The sequence below is a fragment of the Microbacterium awajiense genome (genome assembly GCF_039536545.1).
Lineage (GTDB): Bacteria > Actinomycetota > Actinomycetes > Actinomycetales > Microbacteriaceae > Microbacterium > Microbacterium awajiense.
In genome coordinates this window covers 1,185,523-1,204,633 of the sequence record NZ_BAAAYU010000005.1, presented here as the reverse complement: position 1 = coordinate 1,204,633, position 19,111 = coordinate 1,185,523, and the positions used below count along the sequence as shown (strand labels likewise).

Sequence of the window (19,111 nt, the reverse complement as noted above, 5' to 3'; positions counted from 1 at the left end):
CCGTCAGACACGCTCGCTTCCGCTGGAGGGCATGGATCCTCGCGAGCTCTCGCGAACGATCAGTTCGGGCGAGAACACCACCTGGCGCGGGGCGGCGCCGTTCAGAGCCTCGATGAGCAGTTCGACCGCAGTACGCCCGAACTCCTCGTGGGGCTGACGAACCGACGACAGTGACGTCAGCCCGGACGCGTCGGCCGCGATGTCGTTGTACCCGATGACGGCGACGGTGTCCGGAACCTGCACGCCGGTTGAGGAGAGCTTCTGCATGAGGCCGAGGGCGATCAGATCGTTGATGCAGAACGCGGCATCCGGTAGGCCGCCCTCGTCGAGCAGGACCTGCGCGAGTTCGCGTCCCGCCGCAGTGTCGCGTGTCTCACTCGTGATGAACCGGAGGCGTGCGCCAGGCGCCTCCGCGACCGCGTCCGTCGCGCCTCGAAGACGCTCCGCAACTTGGGGAATCGACTCATCACCGCCGAGGACCACCAGATCGCGCCGTCCCGTCGCGAGCAGATGGCGTGCCGCCAGCCGCCCCCCCGCATAGTTGTCGACGGCGACCGACGGCCAACCCGCGGCGGGCGGCTGGTGGTCGACCAGCACGGCCGGGATCCCCCGGGTCTGCAGACTGTGCAGGTATTCCTCGGGATGCTGCGCGGGAGAGAGCAGGACGCCACGGACCCGCTGCTCCTCGAACATCGCGATGTAGTCGCGCTCCGTTCTCGCGACGCCGGCGGTGTCGGCGAGAACGACCTGCAGACCGGCCTCGGCGGCGCGTGCTTGCGCACCGCGGGCGATGAGCGCGAAGTTCGGGTCGGCGATGTCGTACGCAACGAACGCCACCATCCGGCTTTGGCCGCGCCGCAGTCGCCGCGCGGCGTCATTGGGAACGAACTTCAGCTCGGCAATGGCCCGCGAGATACGGTCGCCGCTGGCGGCACCCACCTTCTCGGGGCTGTTGATGAAGCTGGAGACGAGCGAGACCGAAACCCCAGCGCGCTCGGCGACATCGCGCAGACGCGGTGCATCAGACATGCCGAGACCTCTCACAATTCGTACTGGGCATACTTCGTCGGTTGCCTTCTGTAACGTTACAGGATAGTGTTCAGATTGCGAAAGTGTAACGTTCCAGATCGCGTCGTGCTGCTCTGGTGAGCGAGCGCGACGACGGGCTCGGAGAGGGATGACTGCGGTGGTCTATGTGAATCTCGAGACCGAAGGCCGCCGCAATCCACGGGAGGTCGACAAGCCCTCACCCAGACTCACCTGGAATCTGGCCGGCGGCGAGGAACTCCGCAAGACCCGCATCGTTGTGGAGCGCGTCGACGAACTCGGGCGGTTCACGAGGGTCTGGGCGACCAGCGTGAGCGGGTCCGAAGTGTCGACGCGTGTGCCCGCCGCGGCGCTCGAGGCACGTGCGGCCTATCGGTGGACCGTGAGCGCCGAGGACGGTTCAGGCGCCGCATCCGCGGAGTTCGAGACGGGCTATCGGGGCGAGGCGTGGACGGCGGACTGGATCGCACGCCGGGTGATGCGGGGCGTGGACACCGAGGGCGAGCCCGACGACGGTCCGGCGAGCACGGACCTGCCTCGATCGTGGGCGACCATGTACAGCACCCCGCCGACACAGTTCCGTCACGCCTTCATGCACCATCGGTCCGTCGCACGGGCGCGCCTGTACATCTCCGCCCACGGCGTCTATCGGGCATGGCTGAACGGGGTGCGTATCGGCGATGACGAGCTCGCCCCGGGGTGGACGCGCTACGAGTCACGTGTGGACTATCGCGCACACGACGTCACGCATCTGCTGCGCGACGGCGAGAACGTGCTCGGCGCTACCGTCGCGGATGGTTGGTGGAGCGGGTATCTCGGGTACGACACCCGGGCGCAGGCGCAGCAGTACGGGACCGATCCCGAGCTGATCGCCGAACTGCACCTTCGCTACGCCGATGGAACGACGGCGGTGATCACGACCGACACATCCTGGCAGACCGCCACGGGCGAGATCGTTCTCGCCGATCTGCTCATGGGCGAGTTCCATGACTACCGAAGTTCCACACCGGGGTGGTTGGAACCGGGGTACGCGGCCTCCGGCTGGTCGCGCGCCAGGACAGCGGCGTCACCCGTGTCGGTGCTCACCGGGCAGAAGGCCGAGCCGATCCGCGCCATCGCCGAGCTCGCCCCCGTCTCCGTACGCGAGTCTCACGGCAGGGTCGTCGTCGACTTCGGCCAGAACATCGCCGGTCGCGTCCGACTGCGACTGGGCGCTGCGCAGCGTGATGACGTCATCCAACTCAGGCACGGCGAGTCTGTCGACGCAGGCGATGTGTACGTCGAGAACCTCCGGTCCGCGGAGGCGCGGGATATCGTCGTCGCGACCGGTGACCCTGAACAGGTGTTCGAGCCGCTGTTCACCCAACACGGATTCCGCTACGTCGAAATCACCGGCCTGCGCACGGCACCGGGCCCGAACGACGTGCGCGCTGTCGTGCTTTCGTCGGACCTGCGGCGCACCGGGGGATTCTCCACGGGGAGCGAGCTGGTGAATCGGCTGCACTCGAACATCGTGTGGAGCATGATCGACAACTTCGTCGGCATACCCACTGACTGCCCGCAGCGGGACGAACGACTGGGGTGGACCGCCGACGCCCAGATCTTCGCACCCACCGCGAGTTTCAACGTCGACACGCGGGCGTTCTTCTCGAGCTGGCTCGAGGATCTGTTCGCCAGCCAGAGTGAGGACGGCTGCGTGCCGGATGTCGCCCCGGTGCCACCCCGCACGCGCAACTTCAGTCAGGGTGCCCCGGGCTGGGGTGACGCTGCCGTGATCGTGCCATGGGTTCTCTACCGGGAGTACGGTGATCGCGATCTGCTCGCGCACCACTACCCGGGCATGCGCAACTGGGTCGAATGGGTCGAGCGCAACAATCCGGGTCATCTCTGGAAGAACGCCCTCGGCAACAACTTCGGCGACTGGCTGTCGGTCGACGAGCACACGCCGCACGCGCTCGTCGCGGCGGCGTACCAGATCCGATCGCTCGACTTGCTCACGCGCGCGGCACGCGAACTGGGACACATCGACGACGAGGCGGTCTTCGGCGCCCGGGCGGCGCAATACCGCGAGCAGTTCGCCGAACGCTTCATCGCTCACGGCCGGATGAAGGGCGACTCCCAGAGTGGATACCTCTTCGCGCTGTCGTGGAACCTCGCTCCTGAACCGATGCAGCAGGCCCTCGCCGCGCGCCTCGCCGAGAAGATCGAGGAACGCGGCGCCCGGTTGACCTCCGGATTCCACGGCATCAGCCTCCTCGGGCCCGTCCTGTCGCAGATTGGCCGGAACGACCTCGCCCTATCGCTTGTCCTGCAGCGGGATTACCCCTCGTGGGGGTACTCGATCGATCAGGGAGCGACGACGATCTGGGAGCGATGGGATGCCTGGACCGAGCACGGCGGGTACCAGGACGTTCGAATGAATTCCTTCAACCACTACTCGATGGGATCGATCGGAGACTGGCTCTATCGGCGCATCGGGGGTATAGACCAGACGGATGACTCCGTCGGTTATGAGCGACTCGAGATCGCCCCGCTGATCACCCGGCGCCTCTCGCCGGTAAGCGCCTGGCGCGACACTCCGCGCGGCCGCGTCGAGGTCGAGTGGCAACTCGATTCCGACGGCGGATCGGCCCGCATCGTGATACCGCCGGGCACTCAGGCCGATGTCGTCCTGCCGGGAGTGTCGATGACAGCGGGTCCCGGCATCCACGACGTCCGATTCACTCTGCCTCCCGCGGATGTGGGTGACGCCGGAGCACGGCAACCCGATGTCGGCTCTGCTCATCGCGGCGCGGTGGCCGAATCGATGGGAGCGCACCCGTGAGCGCGACGCGGGCGATGGACCCCCACCAGTCCGCGGTGTTGCTCGACGACGCCGATCCCTCGCCGCTGTTCACCCCCTTCGACCTGCGGGGATTGCACCTGGCGAACCGATTCGTCATGGCGCCGATGACGCGCAATCGTTCGCCCGGTGGCGTCCCCGGCGACGACGTGGTCGAGTACTACCGCCGAAGAGCCCGTCATCTCGGTCTGATCGTGACCGAAGGTGCACTGATCGACCACCCATCGGCGGGCAGTGACAGCGCGGTCCCGCACCTGTACGGCACCGAAGCGCGGGAGGGCTGGACGCGGGTCGTCGAGGCGGTTCACCGTGAGGGCGGACGGATCGTCGCACAGATGTGGCATCTCGGTGGCATGCGCGCGCCCGGGAGACCCCCGCATCCAGAAGCTCCGGTCGTCACGCCGTCCGGCATCGACGGATCAGGGTCGCGCGTCGGGCGACCCGCAACTGCCGCGGACATCGATGCCATCATCGCCGCATACGCGCGCTCCGCGCGTTTCGCCGCCGCCGCAGGATTCGACGGCATCGAAGTGCACGGCGCCCACGGGTACCTCCTCGATCAATTCCTCTGGTCGGCGACGAACCGTCGGACGGACGACTACGGTGGAACGCCCACCCAGCGCGCGCGCCTGAGCGCGGAGGTCGTCTCCGCCCTGCGGGACGCCGTCGGGCCCGACTTCCCGATTCTCTTCCGATACTCGCAATGGAAGGCGACCGACTACAACGCGCGGGTTGCCGAGTCGCCTCAGACTCTCGATGCGCTCCTCTCTCCGCTCGTCGCAGCCGGGGTCGATGCCTTTCACGTCTCCACGCGCCGATACTGGCTCGGGGCGTTCGAGGGCGACCCACGCACACTCGCGGGCTGGACCAAGTCGCTCACCGGCCTGCCGACGATCGCGCTCGGCTCCGTCGGGGTCACGACCTCGTTCGGCGGCGAGGAATCCGGCGCACAGTCGCTGAGCATCGCGCCGCTGATCGAACTGTTCGAGCGCGGCGAATTCGACCTCGTCGGACTCGGGCGTGCCGTGTTGTCCGACCCCGGGTGGCCGACCAAACTGCGCGAGCGGCGACACGGAGAGATCCGGCAGTACCAGAAAGGCCATGAGTCGCAGGGTCTGAGATAGCGCGCGATCCGAACGGGCTTGCACCGTTCAGTGCGAGGGGCTAGCATTGAATCGATTCAACAGAAGGGTTTGATCGGTGATGCCCACCCCACAGCGTGTGTGCTTCCAGCTTCAGGTGAAGCCGGAGCTGCTCGACGAGTACATCGCACGCCACTCCCCCGTACGGCCCGAGATGCTCGCGGAGATCGCGGCTTCCGGTCGCCGCAACTACTCACTGTTCCTGGGCGAGGGCGGACGCCTCATCGGCTACTACGAGACCGACGACGACGCGGCGGCGCAGGCCTACCTCGCGGCATCCCCCGTCGCCGCCCGCTGGGAAGCCGAGATGGCACCGTACTTCACCGGGCTCGACGGCCGCCCCGACCAGGCCGCGACGCCCCTCACCGAGATCTTCCACCTCGCCGACCAGCTGGCCGACGCGGAGCCGACCGACGAACCGACCACCGAAGAAAGCACCACATCATGACGACGCTGTCCCCTGACATCCTCTCCACCCTCGAAGGACAGGGCATCGAGCTGCCCAGCTGGGCGTTCGGCAACTCGGGCACGCGATTCCGCGTGTGGACGACCGAGGGCACCCCGCGCGACCCCTACGAGAAGATCGCGGATGCCGCGAAGGTCAACGAGTACACCGCGCTCGCGCCGAGCGTCGCGCTGCACATCCCGTGGGACAAGGTCGACGACTACGCCGACCTGCGCCGTCACGCCGAGGGCCTCGGGGTGAAGCTCGGTACCATCAACTCCAACACCTTCCAGGACGAGGACTACAAGTTCGGCGCCCTGACCCACCACGACGACCGCATCCGCCAGAAGGCGATCGACCACCACCTCGAGTGCATCGACATCATGGATGCCACAGGATCCCGCGACCTGAAGATCTGGCTCGCCGAGGGGTCGAACTACCCGGGTCAGATGGACATGCGGGCCCGTCAGGACCGCCTCAACGATTCGCTGCAGCAGATCTACGCGCGCCTCGGCGACGACCAGCGGCTCGTGCTCGAGTACAAGTTCTTCGAGCCGTCGTTCTACCACACCGACGTCCCCGACTGGGGCACCTCGTATGCGCAGGTGGCGACCCTCGGTGACAAGGCGATGGTGTGCCTCGACACGGGCCACCACGCCCCGGGCACCAACATCGAGTTCATCGTCATGCAGCTGCTGCGCCTCGGGAAGCTCGGCTCGTTCGACTTCAACTCGCGCTTCTACGCTGATGACGACCTCATCGTCGGGGCGGCAGACCCGTTCCAGCTGTTCCGCATCCTCTTCGAGGTCATCCGCGGCGGGGGCCTGAACAACCCCGACGTCGCCTTCATGCTCGACCAGTGCCACAACATCGAAGACAAGATCCCGGGCCAGATCCGCTCGGTGCTCAACGTGCAGGAGATGACGGCGCGCGCGCTGCTCGTCGACCGCGAGGCGCTGGATGCCGCGCAGGCCGCGAACGACGTGCTCGCCGCCAACGCGGTGTTCATGGACGCCTTCTACACCGACGTGCGGCCGGCGCTCGCCGAGTGGCGCGAGACCCGCGGTCTTCCCGCCGACCCGATGGCCGCGTATGCGGCATCCGGCCACCAGCAGAAGCTCGCGGCCGACCGCGTCGGCGGCACCCAGGCCGGCTGGGGCGCCTGAGCCGCGCCACCCGACCCCTTTCGACCTTCAGAAGGAACCACGACATGACCAACCCGGCAGTGACCGACCTCATCGCGCGCAGCAATCGACTGGGCGCCGACCCGAAGAACACCAACTACGCCGGCGGGAACACGTCGGCAAAGGGCACCGAGACCGACCCGGTCACCGGCGAGCCGGTCGAGCTGCTGTGGGTGAAGGGCTCGGGTGGCGACCTGGGAACCCTCAAGCCCGAGGGCCTCGCGGTGCTGCGCATGGACCGCATGCGCGCCCTCGTCGACGTCTACCCCGGCGTCGACCGCGAGGACGAGATGGTCGCCGCGTTCGACTACTGCCTGCACGGCAAGGGCGGTGCGGCGCCGTCGATCGACACCGCGATGCACGGGCTCGTGGATGCCGCTCACGTCGACCACCTGCATCCGGATGCCGGCATCGCGTTCGCGACCGCGAAGGACGGCAAGAAGCTCACCAAGAAGGCGTTCGGCGACAAGGTCGTGTGGGTGCCCTGGCGGCGCCCCGGGTTCCAGTTGGGTCTGGACATCGCCGCGATCAAGGCGAAGAACCCGCAGGCGGTCGGCTGCATCCTCGGCGGGCACGGCATCACGGCGTGGGGTGACACGTCGGAGGAGGCCGAGGCCAACTCGCTGTGGATCATCGAGACCGCGCAGGCCTACCTCGACGCGAACGGCAAGGCCGCGCCGCTGGGCAGGACCCGCGCGAAGTACCAGGCGCTGCCCGAGCTCGACCGGCGCGCGAAGGCGGCCGCGCTCGCGCCGACGATCCGCGGGCTGGCCTCGACCGACAAGCCGATGGTCGGCCACTTCACCGACAGCGACGTCGTGCTCGACTTCCTGGCATCCGCCAAAGCGCCGAAGCTGGCCGAGCTGGGCACGAGCTGCCCCGACCACTTCCTGCGCACCAAGGTCAAGCCGATGCTCGTCGACCTGCCCGCCGACGCGCCCGTCGAAAAGGTCGTCGAGCGGCTCCACGAGCTGCACGAGGCGTACCGCGCCGACTACCAGGCCTACTACGACGCCCACGCCACCGCCGACAGCCCCGCGATCCGCGGCGCCGACCCCCTCATCGTGCTGGTGCCCGGGGTCGGCATGTTCTCGTTCGGCGCCAACAAGCAGACCGCACGCGTGGCGGGCGAGTTCTACGTCAACGCGATCAATGTGATGCGCGGCGCCGAGTCGGTCTCGACCTACACGCCCATCTCCGACGCCGAGAAGTTCCGCATCGAGTACTGGGCGCTCGAAGAGGCCAAGCTGCAGCGGATGCCCAAGCCCAAGAGCCACCAGGGCCGCATCGCGCTGGTCACCGGCGCGGCATCGGGCATCGGCAAGGCGATCGCCACGCGGCTGGCCGCCGAGGGCGCCTGCGTGGTCGTCGCCGACCTCGACCTCGAGAAGGCGCAGGCCGCTGCGGCCGAGCTCGGAGGCGCCGACGTGGCGATCGGGGTGGCCGCGAACGTCGCCGACGCCGACGCCGTGCAGGCCGCATTCGATGAGGCGGTGCTCGCGTTCGGCGGCGTCGACCTCGTCGTCAACAACGCCGGCCTCTCGCTGTCGAAGCCGCTGCTGGAGACCACCGAGAAGGATTGGGACCTGCAGCACGACGTCATGGCGAAGGGCTCGTTCCTCGTCTCGAAGATCGCCGCGAAGATCCTCATCGATCAGAAGCTCGGCGGCGACATCGTCTACATCTCGTCGAAGAACTCGGTGTTCGCCGGCCCCAACAACATCGCGTACTCGGCGACGAAGGCCGACCAGGCCCACCAGGTGCGCCTGCTCGCGGTCGAACTCGGCGAGCACGGCGTGCGGGTCAACGGCATCAACCCCGACGGTGTCGTGCGCGGCTCAGGCATCTTCGCCAGCGGGTGGGGCGCCAACCGTGCCGCCACCTACGGCGTCAAGGAAGAGGACCTCGGCCAGTTCTACGCGAACCGCACCATCCTCAAGCGCGAGGTCGTGCCCGAGAACGTCGCCGACGCGGTCTACGTGCTGACCGGCCCCGAACTGACCCGCACCACCGGTCTGCACATCCCGGTCGACTCGGGCGTCGCGGCCGCCTTCCTGCGATGACTGGCGGGGCGCACGCGGCGCGCCGAGCGCGGCAGTTTCCTGCGACGGTTGCGTCGCGCGACGCAGCGGTCGCAGGAAACGACAGCGCTCGCGCGAACGGGAGCGCGCGGTGAGCGCGGGGGTCGTCGCGGCCGTCGACCTCGGCGCCACCAGCGGCCGGGTCATGCTCGGCTACGTCGGCGACGGGATGCTGCGCCTCGAGCCGGTCGCGCGGTTCCCGAACGGGCCGGTCGAGGCCTCCGACGGATCGCTGCACTGGGACTTCACGGCGCTGTACGGCCACGTCGTTGCGGGCCTGCGCGAAGCGGTCGCCCGCGAGCCCGGTCTCGCGAGCATCGGCATCGACTCGTGGGCGGTCGACTACGGCCTGCTCTCGGGCGGCACGCTGCTCGGTGAGCCGTTCCACTATCGCGACGAGCGCACGTCCACCGGAGTCGAGGCCGTGCACGCCCAAGTGCCGTTCGCCGAGCTCTACCGCCGAAACGGCCTGCAGTTCCTGCCGTTCAACACGCTCTACCAGTACGTGACCGACGGTGGACTCGCCGACGCCGACGCCGCGCTGCTGATTCCCGACCTGGTCGCGCATCTGCTGACCGGCGCCGTCATCGCCGAGCGCACCAACGCCTCGACGACCGGCCTGGTGAACGTGTCGACCGGCGAGTGGGACCTCGAGCTCGCCGCACGGCTGGGCATCCCGGCATCCGCTCTGCCCCCGCTGATCGACCCGGGCACGCCGCTGGGCACCGTCACCGGGACGCCGCGCGAGCAGATCGGCGCCGACGTCGAGGTGGTGACGGTCGGCTCGCACGACACCGCGTCGGCGGTCGTCGCCGTGCCGCTGTCGACTCCGAACGCCGCGTACATCTCGTGCGGCACGTGGGGCCTCGTCGGCGTCGAGCTCGACGAGCCGATCGTGACGGATGCCGCCCGCGAGGCCAACTTCACCAACGAGGGCGGCGTCGACGGGCGGGTGCGCTTCCTGCACAACGTGACGGGGCTGTGGCTGCTCAGCGAATCGGTGCGGGCGTGGGAGGCTGAGGATGCGGCAACCATCGACCTGCCGTCACTGCTCGCGGACGCCGCCGCCGTCGAGGGCGACGTAGCGCTCTTCGACGCGAACGATCCGCGGCTGTCGGCCCCCGGCGACATGCCGCAGCGGATCGCCGCCGTGCTCGCCGAGCAGGGCGCGCCGGCTCCGGCATCCCGCGCCGCGTTCGCCCGTACGATCGTGGAGTCGATCGCGCAGGCTTTCGCCGGCGCGCTGTCGACGGCCGGGCGGCTCAGCGACCGCGAGATCGACGCCGTCCACATCGTCGGCGGCGGTTCGCTCAACGAGCTGCTGTGCCAGGCGACCGCCGACCGGTCCGGGATGCCGGTGCTCGCGGGGCCCGTCGAGGCGACGGCGCTGGGCAACGTGCTCGTCCAGGCGCGTGCCGCCGGCCTGGTGGACGGCCCGCTCGAGGCGCTGCGCGACCTCGTCGCCCGCACGCATCCTCCGAAACGGTACGACCCGCGCTGAGCCCCGGGCGCCCGACGTCACCGACTTCGGAGAATCACGCGAACCTCGGAGGACGCGGGCGCTTCGCTCCGAGGTTGGCGTGGTTCTCCGAGTTCCGTGACCGGCGGCAGCGCCCCCGGCCGCCCCCGCGGTCGCGTCGGTAGGGTGAAGCGCATGCCCCTCGTGGAGCGCGACGAGCAGCTCGCCGTGCTCGCGGGCCTCGCCCGCGGGCTGCCACAAGGCGCGGTGGCGCTGGTCGGCGCCGAAGCGGGCGCCGGCAAGACGTCGGTGCTGCGGGCGTTCGTCGACGCCGCTGCTCCAGGTGTTCCGGCGCGCTTCGGCCGCTGCGACGACCTGACAGCACCGGCATCGTACGCGCCAATCTGGGACATGGCGCTCACACTGCCGCCCGCGGTGCGGACTGCCCTCGAGGGGAGGGGAGGCATCCGAATGCCCGTCGCCTTGGCCGACGCACTGCGCGAACGGCCGAGCATCCTTGCCATCGACGACGTGCAGTGGGCCGATGAGGCGACGCTGGACCTCCTCGGCCACCTCGCCCGCCGCATCGACGAGGTGCCGGTGGTGCTGTGCGTCGCGTACCGCAGCGACGAGATCGACCGCGATCACCGGTTCCGACGCGTGGCGGCCGAGCTCAGCCGGGTCGGCACGCGAATCGAGCTGCCGCCGCTCACATTGCGAGCCGTCCGCGCGCTCGCCGGCGACCCGATCCGAGACGTCGACAGCATCTACGCCCGGTCGGGCGGCAACCCCTTCCTGGTCACCGAGTTGCTCGCCCACGACGGGGAGGAGACCCCGCCTGCCGTCGCCGATGCCATCGTCGCCCGCGCTGCGGGCCTGCCCGATGCGGCGTGGCATCTGCTCGAGACCGTTGCTCTGGCGCCTGGCGGTATTCCGCTGGGCCTCGTGCCGAAGGTCGGGCCGGATGCCTCGCGCCACGCCGACCTCGCGATCGGGCGCGGCCTGCTCGAGATCTCGGGCGGGCGGCTGCGCTGCCGCCACGACCTCGTCCGCGCCGCCCTCGCCGACACCGTCACGCCGGTACGCGCCCGGCAGGTGCACGGGTTCCTGGTCGAGCAGCTCGCTGCGGATGCCACGACCGCAGCCGACCACGCACAGATCGCCGCACATGCCGTTGCGGCCGGCGACGGCCCGAATGCGGCATTCTTCTCGCTGCGTGCGGGCGAACAGGCGCGGGCGGACGGCGCTCACCGCGAGGCGCTGCGGCATCTCGTGAACGCCCTCGCGCATCGCGCGCACCTGACCGACAACGAGATCGACCGCGCCCTCGACGGAGCCGCTCAGGAGGCGTACTTCACCCACGACCCGTCGTACGCCCTCGCGTGCGCGACCGAGCTGTACGACCGCACCGATCCCGCCGCCACCGCCACCGCAGGCGAGCGGGCCTGGTGGTGTTCGCGGCTCGCGCACTACTCCGGCGACGCGGAGCTCTCGATCGCATGGGCCGAACGCGCGGTCGACGCGTATGCCCTCGGAGACGACACGGTGCATGAGGCGTACTCACGATGGTGGCTGGCGAGTCAGCGGGACGACGAGGGCGAGCGCGATGCCTGGAGCGCCCGGACCGTCGAGCTCGCGATCGACGCCGGGGAACTCGAGATCGCTGCGCACCTCATGGTCACCGTCGCCGGCTCGCGACCGCTTCGCGCCGAGGTCTACGTTCCCCGACTCGTCGAGGGCCTCGACCTCGGCCTGCGCGGCGGATCTCTCGAGCAGACCGCGCGCGCCTACTGCAACCTCGCGTGGATCACGACGGTGTCGCGCCGGTTCGATGACGCCGAGCGCTGGCTCGGCGAAGGCCTCGAGTGGACCTTCGATCGCGACCTGCTGTTCTGGTGGGACGCGATGATCGACTCCCGCGCCCTGCTGCGGCTGTATCAGGGGCGGTGGGACGACGCGCTCACCGACGCCGCCGCGACCCTCGACGTCGACGGCCGCCTCGACAGCATGCAGGTGTGCGCGGCGATCGCCTCGGCGACGATCGCGCTCCGCCGGGGCGAGACGGATGCCGCGAGCGCGATGGACCACGCCGACCGGGCCGCCGACGAGAGTGGCATGGAGCGGCCCCTCGCCCTCGCGGTGCGCGCCGAAGCTGCGTGGCTGCGTGGCGGAGCTGCGGACGGACTCGGCGAAGAGCTCGCGACGATCGCGGCGCTGCCGTCCGCCGCGCCGTGGCTGATCGGGCCGGCCATGTTCTGGCTGTGCAAGCTCGACCGCGCCGACGTCTCGGGCATCGACCGCGCGCTGCTGCCCGATCCGGTTCTCCTCGAGCTCGACGGCGATGCCGCCGATGCGGCGGCGGCGTGGCGCGCGATGGGGTGCGAGTTCGAGGCATCCGTCATCGATGGGCTGTCGGACGACACAGGCACGCTGCGCGATGCCTTCGAGGCGCTCGCCAGGCTCGGCGCAGACGCCACCATCGGGCGGCTGCGCCGCCTGGCCGAGCAGCGCGGGGTGGTCGGCATCCCGCGCGGACCGCGAGCCGCGACGGCGGGCGACCCCGACGGGCTCACGCCCCGGCAGGCGGAGGTGCTGGCGCTGCTGGCCGACCACCTCACCGATGCCGAGATCGCTGAGGCGCTGACGATCTCGACCAAGACCGCCGGACACCACGTGTCGGCGATCCTCGCTCGCCTGGGCGTGGGCAGCCGTCGCGAGGCCGGTGCCCACGCCCGGGCCCGCGCCCGCGACATCCCCAGCGCGGACGCGAACGGCGACGCCGCTCGGCCGGTCAGCTGACCGGCGCGAGCGTCGCGGTCTGCGGACCGATCTCGTTGGCGATCACGGTGACCGAGTTCGCGGGGAAGCCTCCCCGACGGGCATGCTCGCGCACCGCCTCGGCGCTCTCGGCCTCGTGAACGCAGTAGATCTTGTCGCCCGCAACGTAGCTGGTGACCCATGTGTACGGCTCGCCGAGCGAATCGACCACGGCGTTCGAGGCCTTGGCGATGTCGGCCAGCGCGTCCTCGCTCAGGTCGCCGGCGCCGGGGATCTCGCGCTCGATGATGAAGCGTTGCATGACGTTCCTCCTGATCGTGGCATCCGGCCCGTGCCGGGTGGTTCCCACGATTCCGAAGGGACGCACGCGGCGAATCGGGAGGACCTCCCCATCTTGCAGCCGCCCTCTCCCCACGCAGGGAGCCGGCGTCAGCGCGCGACGACCGACGTGGTGACGGGGGTCGGGTTCGCGAAGAGGTCGAGCACCGGGCAGTGCTCGTCGACGGCCTGCCGCAGCTGTTCGTACCGCTCGGCCGACTCGGGGCCGGTCAGCTCGATCACGAGGCGCACCGAGCTGAACCCCGGGCGCACGGAGTCGTCTTTCCCGAGCAGCTTCGCCGCGTCGAGATCGCCCTCGGCGAGCACCCGGATGTCGTCGAACGGGATGCCGAGCACTCGCGAGTAGAGGCGGAACACGACCACCTGACAGGCCACGATCGCACCGAGCGCATACTCGACGGGGCTCGGTGCGACGTCGTCGCCGGCCAGCGCGGTCGGCTCGTCGATCAAGAACTCGTGGGCTCCCGACTGGATGCGGGTCGCCACCGAGCCCTCGCCTGTGCCGCTCACGCGGTAGGTCAGGTGGGCCGACGAGCGCTTCCTGTCGATGCGGTCGCTCCAGGCCGTGGCGGCGGCATCCAGCCGCTCGTCGCGCTCTGCGGCGGTGATGTCTTGGACGGTGTTCACGATGGTCATGCCGCGACGGTACCGACGGGCGGGCGGATGCCGCGCGGCGCCCGTCACGCCTCGTCACCGGCCGTCACGAACCGTCACACGCCGACACCGTCACGCCGGTACGGCCCGGCAGGCGGCGCCGTGGCTGATCGGGCATGCCGTGTTCCGGCCGTGCAAGCTCGACGACACCTGCGGCAACCTCATCCAGCTCGTGAGCCCGGCCTGATCCGTCGCCGACGGCGACTGGCGTCGACGCGTCACTGCACCCCCGGATCCGAAGACGCCGGGGGTGCAGTGACACTCGCGCTAGCCGACCAGCGTGAACGACCTGGTGGACGAGTTTCCGGCCACGTCGTACACCACGAGCACGTTCTCGCCCGCGACAGCGCCGAACACCCCGGGCCTGACGAAGTTCACATCAGACCACGTGTTGTCCGTCAGGTCCTTCACGATGCCGTTGATCACGACCTTGTCGATCTTTCCCGCGTCGAACAGCTTGAAGCTGACCTTCTCATATCCGGTCCCGCTGACGACGGTGAACCCCTCGCCGGACTTGACCGACGCCACCGGCGCCGTGGCGTCCACGGTGAAGGTCACCGTGCGCGTGCGGGCGATGTTGCCGGCCAGATCCTCAGCGTTGTACTTCATCGAGTACTCCCCGTCAGGCAGCGACACCGTCGCCGAGTGGGTGCCGGACTTGGCGCCACCCTCGACGCGCGTCTGGGTGCTCTTGACGAGCTTCCCGTCCTGATAGATGTTCGCCACGATGCGGGACAGCCCGACATCGTCCGTCGCCGTCATCTCGATGTCGACCACCGGGAACGGGCCGGCCGACGCCGGAGAGCGCAACTCCACGACAGGCCGCTCCTCATCGACCACCGGCACACTCTCGGCCAGCGGCGTGACCCACACGTCGGCGATCGACGGGTCGAAGTCGCCAGGCACATCCTGGAACCTCAACGTCATCGTCCCGTCCGGACTGCCCGCGGAAGGCTGCACCACGAACTGATAGGTCAGTGCTCCCTTGCCCGGTGTGGCCTTCTGATGGACACGCTCATGGACAACCTCTCCATTGAGCATCACGTCGTACGTCTTGAGCTGGGCCCAGCCGTATGTCTCGACCACTCGCACCACGAAACCGTCGGTCTCCGGTACCTTCACTTCCATTTCGAACCATCCCCCGGCGGGACTGGTTCGGGTGAAGCGACGAGTGAGGTCTGCTTCGACACTTGTGCCCGACGCGGCCGATGCTCGCACGTTGTGCTCCGTCTCGGAGGTGGGTTCCCCGAGATCGACGTGATCGATGAAGCCGGTCGGCGGGTTCACGAACACAACGGAGAGTGAACTGCTTCCCTTCTCCTCGTCGGAATCGCCGACGAACACGTCGATGATCGCATCACCCTCGGAGACACCCAACGGGACCTCCAGTGTCGCGACCACCTCTGCCGTCTCAGCTGCGGGGACGTCGTAGCTCCTGGCGGCGGGCATGTCCCACCCATCCGGGACACCGTACTCGGCGCTCCCCGTTGCGGGGCTCGTGCTTCGGTTCCGCAGAACGGCTTGAATCGTGACCTCTTCGCCGGGTTCGGCCGTTGCGGGTTCGACCGAGACCGAATCGACGACGACGGCGGGCAGGAGCGTGACTGCGCCCTCGATCGGCAGCGTGACCGTACTCGACAGGTACTTGAAGCTCACGCTCCCGGTGAGTGCAGCCTCTCCGTGATCCGCGGCGGAAGAACTCACGGCGCGGAAGCCATGAGTCGCGACCTCGCCGGGGTCCACCGTCGACTCCTGGGGCTCGACAGAACTGATCTGCCAGCCGTCGGGGGTGTCGATCTTCGAGGTCAGCGACGTGATCCGCTCCGTGCCGCCGTTCTCGATCGACACCGAGAGCACGAGTGGTCCGCCGACGACCGCATCGGATGTCTCTACGGCCAACTGGGCCGTCAAGCCGATGAGCCTCCCGATTGCCTCGGAGAGGTGATCCTCGGCCTGAGCCAACGCTGCTCGCAGTGCCGCCAGCGTGTCCGCATCGACCTTCGAACCTTGATTGTCCAGCCAACGCTGAACGGTGGCGATCGTCGTGAGCGCCTTCGACACGTTCGCCGCGGTCGCCTCACGGTCTCCCATCAGGTAGGAGTCGAACAGGTCGTCGATCTCACCCTGGAGCTTTCCCGACTGTGCCCCCAGGTAGCCCTCGGCGCCGGGGTCGAGGTCGCCCTCGTCCACGAGCCGCTGTATCGCCTCGCTCTCGGCCTGGGCTGAGGCGAACAGTCCGAGGATCGGGTCGGCGACGAACTCGTAGTCACCGGAACCGACCTCGAACACCGCGGCGCCATCCTGCATGCGCAGGAACTCCACGCCTTCGGCATCCGCCGCTCCTGTCTCACCCTCGCGAACCGCAGCGGCTCGCTCGGCCGGCACGAACACCTCGGCAGTGGAGTTCGCGGGGATGCTCACCTCGAGCGTGAAGACGTCCGCGCTCTTGGTCCAGTTCGAGACGATCTCTCCATACGGCGATTGATACGTCGCCGTCGCAGACTCGGTCTGACCGGGTCGCGGGTGAACGACGAACCGCTGATATCCAGGACCAGAGGGATCGGGCTGGATTCCCGCGACATCGCTGTAGAACCACTCGTCGACGGTGCCGAGGAAGTAGTGATTGTGCGAGTTGCGGGTGTCCGACGGATTGAGCTGCCATCGCTCCCACATCGTCGTCCCGCCGTTGGCCAACCAGTGTCCCCAACTCGGGTAGCTCGTCTGCCCCGCGATGCGCTCCGCCGCCTCGTGGTAGCCGTACTCAGAGAGGATCGGCAGCAGGAGTCGCGTTCCGAGCGCGCCGGTGTTCAAGTGATAGTCGCGTGCTTCTACATCGGCGACGATGCTCGTGGCGACGGACGTCACCGACCCGTCGGGCACCATTCCGAACGCGAGAGGCAACAGGTTGTTGGTCTGCCGGTACTCCGTGTCCGTCGCCGTGCGGTAATGGCCGACCTCCTCATCGAAGAACGCGGCGTTGAACGAATCGCGCACCGAGCTCGCACGATCCAGGAACGACTGCGCGTCGCCGCTCTTGCCGAGGACCTCGGCAATGCTGGCCATCTCCGTCAGCGACTTGTAGAGATGCGCGGTTCCGGCGAGCCGCAGGTCTTCCGGAGGACGCTTGCTGAAGCCGGGCGAACTCCAGTCGCCGTAGGCCTCGGTTTGGATGATCCCGGCGCTGTTGAGCCTGCTCACCGAGTAGTTCGTCGCCTTCACGAGCGAGTCGTAGTGGGACGACAGCAGTTGCCGGTCGCCGTACGTGACGTACATCTCCCAAGCCAGGCTCGGATACACACCGAGCCAGGCCGCGGTGAACGGGACGTTCTTGACCTCGGGGTTGTGATACGGGGGCGCCGGATTGACCGGCGGGATCTGTCCGTTCGCCGCTTGACCGTCCCGCGTGTCGCCGGCCCACTTGGTGAGGAAGGCGGCCATGTCGAAGTTGTACATCATCGAGGGAATGCCGACGTGAGCGTCGCCCGTCCAGCCGAGCTTCTCGAAAGTGGGCGTGTCTGTCGGGATGCTGTGGAAATTGTTGAGCATCGTGTCTCGCATGGCGGCGTGGATGTCGTTGTAGAGAGCGTTGGACATCTCCAACGTGCTCGCGTCTTCGACGTCTGTGTGCACGACGCGCCCGCGCAGGGTGTCCAGGCTGGGCGCCTCCCGGAGACCGGTGACCTGTACGTACTGGAAGCCCTTGTAACTGAACTGCGGCTCCCACACCTCGACGCCGCCGCCCTTGAGGATGTACTCGTCGCGCTGGAATCTGTTCGGTCGTTGGCTGTTGAAGACCGTGCCATCGGGGTTGAGGGTTTCGTGGTAGTGCAGAACGAGCTTGTCGCCAGGCTGGCCCGAGACCGAGAGCTCAGCCCAACCCGCTGTCGCCTTGCCCATGTCGAACACGTAGACCCCGGGCTTGGGCTCGGTGATCGAGACCGGGGTGATGTCCTCGGCGACGGTGATCGGCGGCATCTGCTGCGAGGTCAGACGCCCAGTCGGCGCCTCCATCTCATCGGCGTCGCGCCACGCGTCGTCGTCGAAACCGACCTCGGTCCAGCCCGGCATCGCTTTCCGTGCGTCGAATGTCTCTCCTTGCAGGAGCGAATCGAACAGAGTCGGCCCCTCAGTGAGGCGCCACGTGTCGTCTGTCGCCACCACCTCGCTCGTGCCGTCCTGATACTCGATCTCCAGATTCAGCAGGAGTTTGGGCTCGTCGAACCAGGCTGATTCCTCCCAGTCCCAGGTCGATGGCGTGTTGAGGCTGTGGAAGCCCCGCCCGAGCTCGACGCCGATGGAGTTCGTTCCGCTCGCGAGCTGGTCGGTCACATCGTAGGTCGAGTACAGGACACTCTCGGTGTAGTCGGTGAAACCCGGTTCGAGAACGCGGTCTCCCACCCGGTCCCCATTGAGGTGGAGCACGTAGTAGCCGAGCCCGCTCACGTAGGCGCGTGCCCGCTCGATGGGCTTGTCGATCTCGAACTCGGTACGGAGGATCGGTGCAGCCGGGGCAGGCGCATCTGGGTCGTCGGCCGGGCGAGCGCCCACCCATGAGCCCTGCCAATCCTCGGCATCGAGCAGACCCATCTCCCACTCGGCGATCGAGCTCCACTCCGACGCGGTGCCGCTCTCGTCCCAGACCCTGACGCGCCAGAAGTACCTGGACCCCGACGTCAGTTCGTCGCCGTCGAAGACGATCTGGTTCGACTGATTCGAATCGATGCGACCGGTGTCCCAGACATTCCCCTGCCCCGAGGCGAGGGCGGCGCGACTCGAGGCAACCTGGATCTGGTACGCCGACTGCGTCTTGGCGCGTTCCGACGACTCCAGCATCCAACTCAACCGAGGTTCTGGATTGTCGACACCGAGAGGTTCGACGGCGTACTCGACCGTCAGGTTGTCGACGCTGATCACGTTCTCGTTCGATTCAGCGAAGGCAGGGGCGGCCAGGCCGCCGCCACCGACCATGCCCAGACACGTGGCCATGGCGACGCCGAGAGTGATCCACCGCCGTGGAGATGTGGCATGGAAGCGGCGATCTGAGCCGACCTGCGGTCGCCGGTCGTCTTTTTCCTGTCGGTCCGGGGGTTCGATTGTGACACTCATGTGGGTCCCTTCATTGCGTCCCAAGTTGCAAGGC

The 19,111-nt window shown here is 68.5% G+C and carries 11 protein-coding genes; 7 read left to right on the top strand and 4 right to left on the bottom strand.

All coding sequences use genetic code 11. The annotated features are described in order from the left end of the window. Window positions 1-3 precede the first annotated feature (3 nt). Window positions 4-1,029 carry a LacI family DNA-binding transcriptional regulator gene (locus ABD663_RS12295; protein ID WP_344738943.1) on the bottom strand — a complete coding sequence of 342 codons (1,026 nt, stop codon included), beginning with the start codon at window positions 1,027-1,029 and terminating at the stop codon, window positions 4-6. 148 nt (window positions 1,030-1,177) lie between these two features. Here ABD663_RS12295 and ABD663_RS12290 point away from each other — a divergent pair, with 148 nt between their 5' ends. The 7 genes from ABD663_RS12290 to ABD663_RS12260 all read left to right on the top strand — a co-directional run bounded on the left by ABD663_RS12290 (window position 1,178) and on the right by ABD663_RS12260 (window position 12,999). Continuing rightward, complete coding sequence (locus tag ABD663_RS12290) at window positions 1,178-3,871, top strand: alpha-L-rhamnosidase (RefSeq protein ID WP_344738941.1); 2,694 nt, start codon at window positions 1,178-1,180, stop codon at window positions 3,869-3,871. After that, complete coding sequence (locus tag ABD663_RS12285; RefSeq protein ID WP_344738939.1) at window positions 3,868-5,013, top strand: NADH:flavin oxidoreductase; 1,146 nt, start codon at window positions 3,868-3,870, stop codon at window positions 5,011-5,013. Before ABD663_RS12290 ends, ABD663_RS12285 begins: the two co-directional genes overlap by 4 nt. Before the next feature lie 79 nt (window positions 5,014-5,092). Beyond that, window positions 5,093-5,479 carry an L-rhamnose mutarotase gene (locus ABD663_RS12280; RefSeq protein ID WP_344738937.1) on the top strand — a complete coding sequence of 129 codons (387 nt, stop codon included), beginning with the start codon at window positions 5,093-5,095 and terminating at the stop codon, window positions 5,477-5,479. Continuing rightward, on the top strand, window positions 5,476-6,642 hold the full coding sequence (gene rhaI / locus ABD663_RS12275) for an L-rhamnose isomerase (protein ID WP_344738935.1): 1,167 nt from the start codon (window positions 5,476-5,478) through the stop codon (window positions 6,640-6,642). Before ABD663_RS12280 ends, rhaI begins: the two co-directional genes overlap by 4 nt. A gap of 44 nt (window positions 6,643-6,686) precedes the next feature. Further along, complete coding sequence (locus ABD663_RS12270) at window positions 6,687-8,723, top strand: bifunctional aldolase/short-chain dehydrogenase (protein ID WP_344738933.1); 2,037 nt, start codon at window positions 6,687-6,689, stop codon at window positions 8,721-8,723. Between the two features lie 109 nt (window positions 8,724-8,832). Next, a complete protein-coding gene (locus ABD663_RS12265) occupies window positions 8,833-10,242 on the top strand; it encodes a rhamnulokinase (protein WP_344738931.1) in 1,410 nt (469 codons plus the stop codon). A gap of 153 nt (window positions 10,243-10,395) precedes the next feature. Further along, complete coding sequence (locus tag ABD663_RS12260; RefSeq protein WP_344738929.1) at window positions 10,396-12,999, top strand: AAA family ATPase; 2,604 nt, start codon at window positions 10,396-10,398, stop codon at window positions 12,997-12,999. Here ABD663_RS12260 and ABD663_RS12255 read toward each other — a convergent pair. The 3 genes from ABD663_RS12255 to ABD663_RS12245 form a co-directional block, all read right to left on the bottom strand. Further along, complete coding sequence (locus ABD663_RS12255) at window positions 12,992-13,279, bottom strand: DUF4242 domain-containing protein (protein ID WP_344738927.1); 288 nt, start codon at window positions 13,277-13,279, stop codon at window positions 12,992-12,994. The two genes, ABD663_RS12260 and ABD663_RS12255, sit on opposite strands and share 8 nt — an antisense overlap. A gap of 128 nt (window positions 13,280-13,407) precedes the next feature. Then, window positions 13,408-13,953, bottom strand: coding sequence for an OsmC family protein (locus ABD663_RS12250; protein ID WP_344738925.1), 546 nt, complete (start codon window positions 13,951-13,953; stop codon window positions 13,408-13,410). 285 nt (window positions 13,954-14,238) lie between these two features. Further along, complete coding sequence (locus ABD663_RS12245; protein WP_344738923.1) at window positions 14,239-18,957, bottom strand: family 78 glycoside hydrolase catalytic domain; 4,719 nt, start codon at window positions 18,955-18,957, stop codon at window positions 14,239-14,241. Window positions 18,958-19,111 lie beyond the last annotated feature (154 nt).